Origin of the sequence: Nannocystis pusilla (genome assembly GCF_026626665.1) — a bacterium.
GTDB lineage: Bacteria > Myxococcota_A > Polyangia > Nannocystales > Nannocystaceae > Nannocystis > Nannocystis pusilla.
The window spans coordinates 4,032,975-4,045,970 of record NZ_JAPNKE010000002.1; the positions used below are offsets into that span (position 1 = coordinate 4,032,975).

Annotated in this window: 12 protein-coding genes; 9 read left to right on the forward strand and 3 right to left on the reverse strand. The window is 74.0% G+C overall.

Annotation, left to right across the window (positions count from 1 at the left end; genetic code table 11):
* Positions 1-116: 116 nt before the first annotated feature.
* From OV079_RS17655 to OV079_RS17665, 3 genes are all read left to right on the forward strand, one after another.
* Entirely contained in the window at positions 117-953 is an 837-nt protein-coding gene (locus tag OV079_RS17655; RefSeq protein WP_267769955.1) for a hypothetical protein, read from the forward strand.
* A 74-nt stretch (positions 954-1,027) separates the two neighbouring features.
* A complete protein-coding gene (locus OV079_RS17660; protein ID WP_267769956.1) occupies positions 1,028-1,507 on the forward strand; it encodes a cupin domain-containing protein in 480 nt (159 codons plus the stop codon).
* 171 nt (positions 1,508-1,678) lie between these two features.
* A complete protein-coding gene (locus OV079_RS17665; RefSeq protein WP_267769957.1) occupies positions 1,679-2,191 on the forward strand; it encodes a biopolymer transporter ExbD in 513 nt (170 codons plus the stop codon).
* 269 nt (positions 2,192-2,460) lie between these two features.
* Here OV079_RS17665 and OV079_RS17670 read toward each other — a convergent pair whose 3' ends face one another.
* Positions 2,461-2,796, reverse strand: coding sequence for a (2Fe-2S) ferredoxin domain-containing protein (locus OV079_RS17670; RefSeq protein ID WP_267769958.1), 336 nt, complete (start codon positions 2,794-2,796; stop codon positions 2,461-2,463).
* Positions 2,797-2,892: 96 nt separating this feature from the next.
* Here OV079_RS17670 and OV079_RS17675 point away from each other — a divergent pair, with 96 nt between their 5' ends.
* The 6 genes from OV079_RS17675 (at position 2,893) to OV079_RS17700 (ending at position 11,198) form a co-directional block, all read left to right on the forward strand.
* Positions 2,893-5,490 carry an AAA family ATPase gene (locus OV079_RS17675; RefSeq protein WP_267769959.1) on the forward strand — a complete coding sequence of 866 codons (2,598 nt, stop codon included), beginning with the start codon at positions 2,893-2,895 and terminating at the stop codon, positions 5,488-5,490.
* Positions 5,491-5,605: 115 nt separating this feature from the next.
* The gene (locus tag OV079_RS17680) at positions 5,606-5,983 is read left to right on the forward strand and encodes a response regulator (protein ID WP_267769960.1); all 378 of its coding nucleotides are present in this window, start codon (positions 5,606-5,608) and stop codon (positions 5,981-5,983) included.
* 157 nt (positions 5,984-6,140) lie between these two features.
* Entirely contained in the window at positions 6,141-7,889 is a 1,749-nt protein-coding gene (locus tag OV079_RS17685; RefSeq protein WP_267769961.1) for a response regulator, read from the forward strand.
* Positions 7,890-8,011: 122 nt separating this feature from the next.
* On the forward strand, positions 8,012-9,757 hold the full coding sequence (gene hflX, locus OV079_RS56015; RefSeq protein WP_267769962.1) for a GTPase HflX: 1,746 nt from the start codon (positions 8,012-8,014) through the stop codon (positions 9,755-9,757).
* Between the two features lie 319 nt (positions 9,758-10,076).
* Entirely contained in the window at positions 10,077-10,328 is a 252-nt protein-coding gene (locus tag OV079_RS17695) for an undecaprenyl-diphosphate phosphatase (RefSeq protein ID WP_267769963.1), read from the forward strand.
* A 237-nt stretch (positions 10,329-10,565) separates the two neighbouring features.
* On the forward strand, positions 10,566-11,198 hold the full coding sequence (locus OV079_RS17700) for an undecaprenyl-diphosphate phosphatase (protein ID WP_267769964.1): 633 nt from the start codon (positions 10,566-10,568) through the stop codon (positions 11,196-11,198).
* 140 nt (positions 11,199-11,338) lie between these two features.
* Here OV079_RS17700 and queA read toward each other — a convergent pair whose 3' ends face one another.
* Both queA and OV079_RS17710 read right to left on the reverse strand, forming a co-directional pair.
* A complete protein-coding gene (queA, locus tag OV079_RS17705; protein WP_267769965.1) occupies positions 11,339-12,382 on the reverse strand; it encodes a tRNA preQ1(34) S-adenosylmethionine ribosyltransferase-isomerase QueA in 1,044 nt (347 codons plus the stop codon).
* Positions 12,372-12,992: a hypothetical protein gene (locus OV079_RS17710; protein WP_267769967.1), complete on the reverse strand. Its 621-nt coding sequence runs from the start codon at positions 12,990-12,992 to the stop codon at positions 12,372-12,374. Before OV079_RS17710 ends, queA begins: the two co-directional genes overlap by 11 nt.
* Positions 12,993-12,996: the final 4 nt, after the last annotated feature.

Sequence of the window (12,996 nt, forward strand, 5' to 3'; positions counted from 1 at the left end):
TCGCCGATCGATCCGCGAGGACATCGCGGCCCGTGTGACGAGGGTGAGCGAGCCGCCCTCGCGCCGCCGATCCGCGGGCGGTGACGGCCCGCCCCGCCCGACGTAGAGTGACGCCGATGACCTGGGCCCCGCCGCATCCCGACCCGCTCCGCCTCCGCGCCGAGGTCGACGGCATGACGAGCGCCTACGTGAGCGCGCTGCTCGAGCACGTGCCGCGCGAGGACATCGTCGGTCTGTACGCCAAGGGCTCCGCGGTGAAGCCGTGGGACGCCCCGCTCGACTACGTGCCCGAGCTCAGCGACGTCGACCTGCACATCCTCGTGCACGACCCCGCGCGCCTCGACGCGAACCTCGGCAGCCTGCGCGTCGCGCTGGAGCTGCAAGCGCGCGCCGAGGTCCTCTACTGCGAGCGCGTCCGCGATCCGCTCCACGTGCCGCGGCCGCAGCTCGTCGCCCTGAACGCGCTCAAGGACCAGCTCCTCTACGTGCCCTCGGTGGCGAGCACCGTCCGCGTGCTGCTCGGCGCGCCGTACCCCACGACGACCGCCCTCGACGCCGCGGCCATCCGGCGCATCGACGCGGCCTCGCTCCTCCAGCACGACGACTACGTCGCGCGGCTGCCGTGGCAGGTCGTGGACACGCCCGCGAAGTTCCTATGGGGGCGCCTGCGCGACCTCGCGTGGCGCGTCTCGCCGACCGCCTCGCGGGTCCTCAGCGCGCGGGACCTGGCCTACGCGGAGGCGTGGGGCGGCAATCGCTCGACCGCCGTGCGGCGGCTCGACGCGCTCGGCGAGCCCGCGCTCGCCGCGAGCTACGCCGCCTTCTACGCGGCCGCCTGGGACTTCTTCCTGTCCGGCTACACGGCCGGTGACGCGGCGCGCCGGGCCATCCTCGCGGGCGCCGAGACCCTCGAGCGCGGCGCGACGATCGGCCGCGCCGCCCTCTCGAGCTGAGCCGCGCGCCTCGCCGCCGGCCGCCGCGGACGAGCCCGGTATCGACCTCGACCCGCCTGGGCTACCCTCGCGCGGTGCCGCACGACGCTCAGAGCTGGATCGACGCGCTTCACCTCGTCCCGCACCCGGAGGGCGGGCACTACCGCGAGACCTATCGCGCCGCGCTCGCGGTCACGCGCGACGGCGCCGCTCGCACCGCCTCGACCGCGATCTACTACTTGCTCCGCCACGGCGAGCGCTCGCGTCTGCACCGGATCCGCAGCGACGAGCTGTGGCACTTCCACGCCGGCGACGGCCTCCAGGTCCACGTCTTCGCCGCCGACGAGCCCAGCGTCCTGCGCCTCGGGCTCGACCTCGCCGCCGGCGAGGCCCCGCAGCAGTGGGTCGCCGCCGGCGCGTGGTTCGGCGCCGAGGTCGAGCGGCCGGGCGGGTGGGCGCTGGTCAGCTGCACCGTCGCGCCGGGCTTCGAGTTCGCCAACCTCGAGTTCGCCGACCGCGACGCGCTGGTCCGCGCCTTCCCCGGCCACGCCGACGTCATCACCCGCCTCACCTGACGGGCGGCCGAAGATCGCGGTCACGCGCGACGGCCGGTGAATATTCCCCGGGAACCTCTTCGGAGCCGCGCTGTCTGCCTGTCCGAAGCGACGCGTGCGGCCGGTGTGCGGCCGCGCTGTCCGTCGAGACATGTCCTATTGGACATCTACATGTCCGTGGAGGATCCCGCCGTGCCCACCCGCAAGCCGCCCGAGGAAGACACCGTCCAAGCCGACCTCCTGCCCGTCATGAACGTCATGTTCTTGCTGATCCCCGCCCTGCTGCTGGCGATGGAGTTCGCGAGCATGGCCCAGATCTCGGTCGCCGTCCCCCGCTCCGTCAGCAACCCCACCTCGCAGCCGAAGGACCCGACCCAGCCCGAGCTCGGCTTCAAGGTCACCATCGGCCGCGACGGCTTCCGCACCCGCTCCGGCGGCGCCGACGCCGGTCCCGGCACGATCCCCCTGAGCAGCGGCGACTACGACTACGCCGGCCTCGCCGCCGCCGCCCGCGATCTCAAGCACCTGTTCCCGGCCGAGTCGACCGTCACGATCACCGCCGAGGGCGACGTGCCGATGGACGTCCTGGTGCGCACCATCGACGTCCTGCGCGGCGACCACTGCAAGCTCGGCAAGTACGCCCGCGGCGAGCAGCCCGGCGACGAGTGCCTGTTCTGGTCGCCGGTGATCGAGAGCGTCGGCTGATCGCCGCTCCGTCCGGCGCTCGCGCGGGTCGGCGCCCGCACGACCCGCCGACCGCCGTCGTCGATGGATGTCTGAAAGGACATGTCCATTTCGCCATGCAGAAATGGACATGTCCCTCGAGACAGCGCTGAAGCTCGCTCACGCCTCGCCGCTGCAAGCTGCCGTCCGCCGCGACGCCTGCGACGCGTGCGCCGTCGCACCGGGCGGCAGCTCGCGTGGACCCTCCTCGCTGCTCGCCTCGCAGCCTCGCGCTCGCGCCGCGCGCCGCCTCAGTACTCCTCGACCCACTCGGCGACCGGCGTGCCCTCGCCCGCGTGGCGCTCGAGGATCGTCGTCGCCATCTCCTCGGTCACCCCCGGGTAAAAGCCGAGCCCGCTCACCTCACGCGGCTCGACTTCGCCCTTCTCGTCGGGGGCCAGCGGCCGCACGAACATGTTGGGCCCCTCGCTGCAGCGGCCGAAACAGTTGTAGGCGGCCACGTAGCAGCGGGTCTTGAGGCCGGGGTCGGCCGCGATCCTCGCCTTGAGCAGCGTCACCAGGCGGTCGCTCTCGTGGGTGATGCCGCAGCTCGGGCCGTCGCAGACGAGGATCTGAAACCTGGGCATGGCGCCCGGGCCTTGTAGCGAACAACGCCCAGCCCCCGCAAGTCGCTCGTCTGCCGGTTTTTTGGCGGTCCGCCGCGCGGCGAGTAGCGTCGCTCCATGATCGGACCCCCGGAGCCTGGCGTGCGCAGCGGCTCGCGCCGAACCTCGCCTGCCGGGCCGCGGGCCGGCTGCTCGTGCGAGCTCCTGATCTCCCTGTGCGCCGCCGAGTCCGTCCAGGGCGTCCTGGCCGCGCACGGGCTCGACGTCGGCCGTCTGCGCGCCGTCGTCGACGAGCTGCACGCCGAGGTCGAGACCGAGCCGGCCGACTGGCGCCTGCGGATCACCCAGCGCGGCGGCCGCGCGGCCGACCCCGACCTCGATCTCCTGCTCGCCCTCGTCCGCTCCGCCGACTCGCACGCCTACCAGCTGCTCGAGCGGGCCGGCGCCGCCTGCGGCGCTCTGCGCAAGCTCCTCATCGACCGCCTGCGCGCGCTCGAGGCCGCCGCGCTCAACGAGACAGGTCCTTCGCGCCATGTTCCATCGGCCATGTCCGCCGAGACATCCAGCCCGCGCCGCCCGGTCGTCCAGCGCATGTCCACCGCGCGGGCCGGCGAGCGCCCGGTGCGGCGCTCGCTCGCCGACGGCCGCGTCGCCGACCCGTCCGCGCGCCCCGCTCCCGCCCGCGCCGACGCCCCGACCTGGGCCGACGGCGCCCCGCGTCCGACCCGCGGCGGCACTCGCACCTGGTCCGAAGACCAGGCGCGGGTCCGCCTCGATCCGGCCCGTCCGACCGACGTCCGCACCTGGCCCGAAGACCATCCGGCCCGGCAGCGCCTCGACGCCGCCCGCCCCGCCGGCGACAACGCCCAGGGCGCCCGCACCTGGCCCGAAGACCAGCCCGGGGTCCGCCGGCCCACCCGCGAGCAGCCGCGCCTGCTGACCCGCCCCGAGCCCCGCCCCACGCGCGCCCCGGCCCTGTCCCCGCGGACAGGTGCGAACCCGCAGGTCGCCGCCGCGGTCGAGCCCGAGCCGCGCCCGGCCCCGGCGCCGCAGCCCGAGGTCCGCAGCCATCGCCTGGCCCCGATCGACCCCGCCGCCCTGCCGCCGCTGCACGGCCGCGAGGGCAAGCTGGCGCGCCTGGCCGACGCCGTCCTGCGCCGCTCGCCGCGCCCGCCGCTGCTCGTCGGTCCGGCCGGCAGCGGCCGCACTCTGGTCGCCAAGCACCTCGCCGGCCTGCTGCACCAGCCCGTCTTCTACCTGTCCGCGACCCGCTACGAGGACGAGGACGGCCTGCGCGCCGACCTCGCCGCGGTCGCCAAGCAGGGCGGCGTCGCCATCCTCGACGACCTCGACCGCCTCGGCGGCGACGGCCCGCCGGCGCTGCTCGGCGCCCTCGCCAAGGCCTGGTCTTCGGGACAGCCGCCGATCGTCGCAGTCGCCTCGCCCGACGGCCAGGCCCGCCTCGGCGCCTGGGCGCCCGGCCTCACCGCCGCGCTCGACCTCGTCACCCTCCAGCCGCTCGAGGGCGACGACCTGCGCGCCGCGGTGGCCGCCGCCGCGCCCGCGGTGCTGGCCCAACACGGCCTGTCTCTCGGGTCAGGCAGCCGCCTGGCCGAGCTGGTGCGCCTGGCCGACCGCTTCCTCGCCGGCCTGGCCCAGCCCGGCCGCAGCCTCGACCTGCTCGACCTCGCCTGCGCCCGCACCGCCCGCGAGGGCCGCGGCGCCGTCCAGCGCGACACCTGGATCGACATCGTCTGCGAGCGCAGCGGCGTCCCGCGCGAGCGCCTCGAGGGCCAGGGCCACCAGGACATGCTCGAGCTCGAGGCCGAGCTCGCGCGCAAGGTCGTCGGCCACGAGCACGCGCTGTCGGCCATCGCCCAGCTGATCCGCAGGAACCGCGCCGGCTTCGGCTCGCAGCGGCCGATCGCCACCGTCCTTTTGCTCGGCCCCAGCGGCGTCGGCAAGACCGAGATCGCCAAGGCCCTGTGCGGGGCCCTGTTCGACCGCCCCGACGCGTTCGTGCGCCTCGACATGAGCGAGTACGCCGAGGCCCACGCGGTCGCGCGGATCGTCGGCGCCCCGCCCGGCTACGTCGGCCACGAGCAGGGCGGCGCGCTGACCGACCCCCTGCTCAAGCAGCCGCACTGCGTCGTTCTGCTCGACGAGATCGAGAAGGCCCACCGCGACGTCCACCAGCTCCTGCTGCAGGTGTTCGACGAGGGCCGGCTGACCGACGGCCGCGGGCGCACGATCGACTTCCGCCACGCCGCGATCATCATGACCTCGAACCTCGGCGCCACCTGCCTCGACGCCACCGGCGACGCCCGGCTCGACGAGGCCCGCGTGCTCGAGGCCGCCCGCGCCGCCTTCCCGGTCGAGCTGTGGAACCGCATCGAGGCCCCGCTGGTGCTCCACCCGCTCGGCGAGGCCCAGCTGGCCCGCATCTGCGCCCGCCTGGTCCGCGCCTCGTCCGACCGCCTGCTGCGCGAGCGCGGCATCCGCTACCGCCTCACCGAGGCCGCCACCCGCCACGTCGTCGGCCTGTGCGGAAAGGACATGTCCCTTGGGGCACGTCCCTTGCGACATGTCCTTACGCGCAGCGTCGAGGCGCTGCTCGCCGACGCCATCCTGCGCGGCCAGATCCGCGCCGGCATGCAGGTCGAGGTCGATCTCGATCCCGCCGGCGCGCTCGTCCTCATGGCCTCGCGCGGCTGAGCGCGCCCGGCCTGCAGCCCCCACCCGCGGCGCCGCCTGCGGCCCGCGAGCGAGCGTCCGCAGCGCCGGCGCGGGCCTCGTCGGCGGCGCCGCTCGCGTGCTACCGTGCGGCGCGGTGTCGTCCGCGCTCATCATCGAGGCCGACCCGCGGCTGGCGATCCGACTGGCGACGATCCTCGCCGCCCGCTCGTTGCCGGCGGCCGTGCTCGCCGATCCGGACCGGGCCCTCGCGCGCGTGCGGGCCGAGCCGCCGGCGCTGGTGCTGCTGCGCGTCGAGCTGCCGGGCACCTCCGGCTTCGCGGTGTGCAACCGCCTGCGACGCGACGACGACACGCGGGCGATCCCCCTGATTCTCTACGCCAGCGACGTGGCGCCCGAAGTGTTCGACGGTCACAGCAAGCTGCGGACCCGCGCCAGCGCCTACTTGCACGTGCCCTTCGACCCCGCCCGCGTCCTGGCCGCCGTGGCCGCTTGCCTGCCCGCGAGCGCGTGAACGCGGCGCGTCGGCGCTCGCGGTGACCGCGCGACGAGGCCGCGGAGAGCCTCCGCGCGGACCCCCGCGACGCCCCGCAAAACTTCGTTACGCGGGCAGCCAGCCGCCGGCCCGTCGCCCCTGGTGGAAGCGAGCAAGGCCGGATATTTTGGCCCACGTGCACTCAGCGCTGATCATCGACGCGGACGGCAAGACCCCGGCAACCCTGAAGAACATCCTGGCCCCCTACGGCTTCGAGTTCACCATCACCGAGAACGGGCCCGAGGCTGTCAACGTCGCGCGTCAGGCGGCGCCGGACATCATCTTTTTGCGCGCCGAGCTGCCGCTCACGTCCGGCTTCTCGGTGTGCAACCGCCTGCGGCGGCACGAGGACACCAAGCGGATCCCGCTCATCATGTACTCCTCGAACGTCAGCGACGACGTGTTCGAGCAGCACCGCAACCTCAAGACCCACGCCGACGACTACCTGCGCCTGCCGCTCGACGAGTCGCGCCTGGTCGCCGCCATCCGCCCCGTCCTGCCGATCGGCGAGGCCAAGCCCGACAACGCCCCGGCGGGGGCCGGCGCGCCCCAACCCGCCAAGCCGGCCCGCGCCGGCCGGTCGAAAGAGCGCCTCGAGGTCGAGCTGCGCGACGCGCCCGCGCGCACCGGCGAAAACCGCCAGGCCTTCGAGCAGGAGTTCCAGGACGGCTTCAACGCGCTCCAGGACGAGCCCTCGTCGGCCATCCCGCGCGAGGGCTCCGGCGCCGTGCCGCCGCCCGACGGCGAGATGTCCGACGCCTCCATGGCCGTCGGCGGCTTCAAGGCCCAGCGCGAGGTGTTGCAGCTGAAGAGCCAGCTCAACGCGCGCAGCCGCGAGATCCTCACGCTCAAGGACGAGCTCGCGTCGCGCGAGCGCAACATCGTCGACGCCAAGAAGCTCCAGCGCGAGCTGCAGGCGCAGATCGGCGAGCTCGAGAACCAGGTCCTCGCCGCCCAGGAGCAGATCCTGTCGTCGCGCGAGAACATCGAGGCCGCGGTGCGCGACAAGCAGACCGCGCTCAAGCGCGAGGAGGGCGTCAAGACCCGCCTCGAGGTCACGCAGAAGAAGCTCAAGGAGACCGAGACCGAGTTCGCGGCCTTCCGCGCCCAGACCGCCCAGGACCGCGACAAGGCCGCCATCGCCCTCGCCGAGGCCCAGCAGCGGCTCGAGATGCAGACCGGCATGCTCACCGAGCTCGAGAACGAGCGCGAGCGCCTCACCGCCCAGCTCGTCGAGGCGAACGGTCAGGTCTCCAGCCTCGTCGACGGCTTCGAGGGCGCGCGCAAGAGCGTCACCGACCTCGAGTCGCAGCTCGAGAACCACCGCCAGGAGATGGAGCGCGCCCTCGCCGACGCCGAGACCGAGCGGGTCGCCTCCCTCGAGTCGCTCGCGCGCCAGCACCACGCCGAGCTCGACGAGCGCGAGGAGGACCACCGCGCCGCCGTCGCGCAGCTGCAGAACCAAATCAACGGTCTGCGCGATCAGGCCCAGCAGGAGCGCGAGCGCATGTCGCAGGCGCTGATGGAGACCGAGGAGAACGCCCGCCTGCAGGTCAGCCAGCTGACGCAGACGCTGGCCGCCACCGAGGAGGCGGCGCGGCGGGAGATCCAGCAGCTGCAACAGACGCTGGCGCAGGCCGAGGAGACCGCGCGCGGCGAGCTCGGCTCGCTGCAGGCGGCGCTGGCCGAGGCCCGCGCCCAGGCCGACGACGCCGCCGCCGACAACAACCGCCGGATCGCCGGCCTCGAGCACCAGGTCGACGAGCTCGGCGCCCAGCTCGACCGCGCCGAGACCCTGCTCGCCCGCCGCCGCGACGCCGCCCAGCGCGCCCAGCAGGCCCTCGCCGTCGGCCTCAAGCTGCTCGAGGACGACGACCAGACATGACCTGTCCTGAAGGACATGTCCGTGAGCACCGCCCTCCGTCTCGACCTGTCCTGCGGGCCATCTCCAGCGAATCACCGACCAGACATGACCTGTCCTGAAGGCCATCTTCGAGGGATCACCGCGTGAGCGCCGACCGCCTCCACGGGGACACCGCCAACCTCAAGAGCAGCCAGTCGCGCGCGCTGCAGCGCCTCGGCGAGCGCCGCGTGCCCGCCGATCGCGTCGTCTCGGCCGCGCTCGCCCGCGACCTGCTCGACCTCTCGCACCAGCTCGGGCGCCAGCTCGGCCTCTTCATCGACCGCCGCGGTCAGGTCGAGGCGGTCATCCTCGGCGACGCGCACAGCCTCAGCCTGCCGGAGTTCGCCCGCGTCCGCGGCGCGCTCGGCCGCCTCCGCGGCATCCGCCTGATCGTCACCCACCTGGTGCCCGACCCGCTCACGCGCGAGGAGCTGGCCGACCTCGCCAAGCTGCGCCTCGACCTCGTCGCCGCCGTCCACCGCGGCCCCGCGGGCATCCAGCTCGACCTCGCCAGCCTCACCCCGGCCCCGCCCCGCGCCGCCGAGGTGTTCACGATCCGCACCTGGCCCCGGGTACCTGTCTCGACGCTCAGCCCCGACCTGTCGACGCGCCCGGACGAGCAGACCCCGCCCCCGCCCGGCGCGCCCGACCTCCCGGTCGACTTCACCGGCTTCATCCGCGAGCTCGAGGCTCGGCTCGTCGCCGCCACCACCGACGCGCGGGCCGAGGCGCGCGGCACCAAGGCCACCGCGCTGGTGGTCCACGGCGGCGGCCCCGAGGTCGCGGCGCGGATCTCCGAGCTGCGCGAGCTGTGCCGCACCGCCGGCATCCAGCTGATGGACCTCGTGACCCAGCGGCGCCCGCAGCCCGACCCGCGCACTTTCTTCGGCCAGGGCAAGCTGCGCGAGGTCATCGTCCGCGCGCTCGAGCAGGACTGCGAGCTGCTGATCTGCGACCCCGACCTCACCCCCTCGCAGGCGCACGCGATCGCCGAGGAGACCGAGCTCAAGGTCATCGACCGCACCACGCTCATCCTCGACATCTTCGCCCAGCACGCCCGCAGCGCCGACGGCAAGCTGCAGGTCGAGCTGGCCCAGCTGCGCTACATGCTGCCGCGCATGGTCGGCAAGGGCACCGCGATGTCGCGGCTGGCCGGCGGCATCGGCGGGCGCGGCCCCGGCGAGACCAAGCTCGAGATCGATCGCCGCCGCGCCAAGGAGCGCATTGGCGCCCTCACCCGCCGCCTCGACGAGCTGCGCCAGCGTCGCGACCAGCGCCGCGCCCTCCGCCGCAGCACCAACGTGCCGGTGGTCGCGATCGTCGGCTACACCAACGCCGGCAAGTCGAGCCTGCTCAACACCGTGACCCAGAGCGAGGTCCTGGCCGAGAACAAGCTGTTCGCCACCCTCGACCCCACGGTCCGGCGGATCCGCTTCCCCGAGGACCGCGAGGTCGTCCTGCTCGACACCGTCGGCTTCATCCGCGACCTCCCGCCCGCGCTGCTGCAGGCGTTCAGCGCCACCCTCGAGGAGGTCGCCGACGCCGACCTGCTGCTGCTCGTGGTCGACGCCAGCGACCCCGATCGCGACCAGCAGCGCAGCGCCGTCGAGGCGATCCTCGGCGGCCTCGGCGCCGGCAAGGTCCCGCGCCTGCTCGTCTTCAACAAGTGCGACCTCCTCGACGCCGAGGAGCTGGCGGTGCGCCGCGCCGAGGCCGGCCCCGACACCTTCTTCATCACCGCGCTCGACCGCCGCAGCACCTTCCCCTTGATGCAGGCGATCGAAAATCACCTGTGGGAGCGCGGCATGATCGAGCGGTCCCCCTCGTTCCCGGGCGACGACGAGTCGTGACGCGCGCAGCCTGCCGCGAGCCCGGCGCCGGCCAGCGCTCTCCTGAACCTCGCAAGTCGCAACCGGTCATCGTGACCCGCGCCGTGCGTAGCGAACCCGGCACCGACCGGCTTTCGCCTGCCATCTCGCAAGTTGCGACGTGTCGTCGTGATCCGCGACGCGCCGCGCGTCCTGGCCGGCCAGCGTCCCCCGCTCTTTGCGCCTCGCAAGCCGCAACGGTTCGTCGTGACCCGCTCCGTGCATCGCGCGAACCGCAGCCGGCCCAGCGGAATGCCGGGGCGCAGCGCGACGTAACCGCCTCGATCGCCGCCTGATCGCCATGTCCGCCCCCGACCTCAGCCTCGGCCTCGCCGCCCTCCTCGGCGCCCTCCAGGGCGTCGCCGAGTTCCTGCCGATCTCCTCGTCCGGCCACCTCGCCCTGGCCGAGCGCGTCGCCGGCCTCCAAGCCGGCGCAGGCGGCCACTCCTTCAACATCGTCGTCCACGCCGGCACCCTGCTGGCCGTCCTCATCCACTACCGCGACGACCTGCTGACGATCGCCCGCGGCGTGCTGCGTCCGGGACATGCTTAAAAGACATGCCCGTTACGCCAGGTGCGACCGGACATGCCCTTCCAGACAGCCTCGAAGCACGCTCCGCCCGCCCGGCGGAGCAGGCCCTTCCAGACGCCGCCGCGCGTGGGACGACAGGCCGCGCCGGGCATGTCCCTTCGGACAGCTTACTCGCCGGCGCGGACAACCCGCTGCCCGCCGCGCGCGGCGACCGACCCGGCCGGACATGTCCCCGCGGACAGCCCCATCGCCAGGGGCGTGACCGACCCGACAGGGCATGTCCCTGCGGACAGCCACGGCCGCGCCGCCTCGGGCAGCTCGCCCACCGACGCGCGCGCCCTGCTCTTCGCCCTCGTGCTCGGCACCTTGCCGCTGGCGGCCGCCCTGGCGCCGCCGGTCGAGGGCCTCGTCATCGCCACCGAGCACTACCCCAAGGCCATCGGCGTCTGCTTCCTCGTCACCGCGGCCATGCTCGGCTTCGCCGAGTGGCGCGCGCGGCGACAGCACCGGCCGCAGGAGGTGCCGCGGCCGCTGCAGGCGCTGCTGATCGGCCTCGCCCAGCTCGTCGCCATCCTGCCCGGCATCTCGCGCAGCGGCTCCACCATCGCCGCGGCCATGGCCCTCGGCCTCGGCCGCCTGCCGGCGGCCCGCTTCTCCTTCCTGCTGGCGATCCCGGCCATCCTCGGCGCCTCGCTCAAGGAGGCCATCGGCCTGATGAAGCACGGCATGCCCGCCGCCGATCCGCTGGCCTTCATCATCGGCTTCCTCGTCAGCTTCGTCGTCGGCGTCGCCACCCTGCGCGTCCTGCTGGTCCTGCTGGTCCGCGTCGGCGTCCTGCCCTTCGTGCCCTACCTGGTCGTCCTCGGCCTGGCCGTCCTCGTGCTCGGCTGAGCGCACACGCGGCCTCGCCCCGGCGTGCAGGCGCCGCCGCTGCGAGACCTTCGAGCCGAAACCGTGATGTCCGCGAAGACATGTCCTGATGCGCATGCCCCGAGGACATGCGCTTCAGAGCATGCCCCTTCGACCATGCTTCACTGCGGCGCGTCCATGCGCGTGAGCAGCATGCAGTCGCCGTAGGAGTAGAAGCGGTAGCCGGCGGCCACCGCCGCGGCGTAGGCCGCCAGCACGCGCTCGCGCCCGCCGAGGCAGCACACCAGCATCAGCAGCGAGCTGCGCGGCAGGTGGAAGTTGGTGACGATCGCGTCGACCACCCGGAACTCGAAGCCCGGCGCGATCACCAGGTCGGTGGCGCCGGAGAACGGCACCACGGTCCCGCCGCCGGCGCGCGCCACCGCCTCGAGCGCGCGCGTGGCCGTGGTCCCGATCGCCACCACCGGCCGCCCCTCCGCCTTGGCCGCCGCGATCCGGCTCGCCGCCGCCGCGTCGACCTCGATGCGCTCGGCGCCGACCTTGTGCTCGCGCACGTCCTCGGCCTCGAGCGGCAAGAACGTGCCCGGCCCGACGTGCAGGGTGACGCGCACGACGTCGAGCTGCTCCAGCACCTCGGGCTCCCAGTGCAGCCCGGCGGTCGGCGCCGCGACCGAGCCCGGCTGCGCGGCGTAGACCGTCTGATAGCGGCTCGCGTCGTCGGCGGTGGGCCCCTCGGGCCGCCGGATGTACGGCGGCAGCGGGACCTCGCCGCGGCTCTGCAGCGCGCTCATCCACTCGCCGGCCTCGACCGCGAACACGCGCGCCCGCGGATCGATCACGTCCGGCTCGACGTAACGAGCGACCCATTCGCCGCAGGTCACGACGTCGCCAGGCCGCAGCCGCTTGGCCCCGCGGACCCACGCGCGGAACGTCTGCCCGGGCCCGAGCCCCGGCCGCGGGTCGCTCACCAGCAGCTCCAGCTCGCGCGTCCCGTGCATCACCCGCAGCCGCGCCGGCACCACCCGCGAGTCGTTCACGACGACGAGCGCTCGCGGATCGAGGAAGCGCGGCAGCTCACGCGCGCGGGCGTGGACCGGCGCCCCCGCGTCGCGCTGCACCAGCAGCCGGGCGTCACCGCGCCGCGCCGCCGGCGTCTGGGCGATCTGCTCGGGCGGCAACACGTAGTCGTAGGCGTCAGGACCCATAAAAGACGCGCGGGTTTTGACACACCCGCGCCGCCGCGCACAGTGGCCCCCGCCGCGGCGACGGTCCATGCTCGCCGCAGTGTCCCCCCGCACGCTCGTCACCGCCGCCTCCCTCGCCCTGCTCGCCCTGGCGCCCGCGCCCGCCCACGGCGGCGAGTCGAGCGCCGAGCGGCTGCACCGCAAGGGCGTCCACTGCATGGAGGAGATCGAGCGCCGCGACTGCGCGATCGAGCACTTCGAAGAGCTGCTCGACGAGCGCACCGATCGCCGCGAGCTCGTCACTGACGGTCTGCTCCGCCTGGTCAAGCTGTACGAGAAGGAGGACCGCCCCGAGGACCTCAAGGCCGCGCTGCGCCGCTTCTGGGACGCCGGCAAGACCGACACCCGCCGCGGACACCTGCCCTACACCGCCCGGTTTTTGCCCAAGGACTTCGACGTCGTCTTCCACGCCCACATCCAGCGGCTCATGGCCTCGCCGCTGGCCCAGCAGCTCGACGAGATCGCCGAGTACGTCCTGACCTGCGACCCGCACGTGCGGGCCCAGCTCGACGACCTGCGGATCCTCCGCAAGGCCCAGCGCAAGTCCCGAGAGACAGGTGTACCTGTTCAAAGGC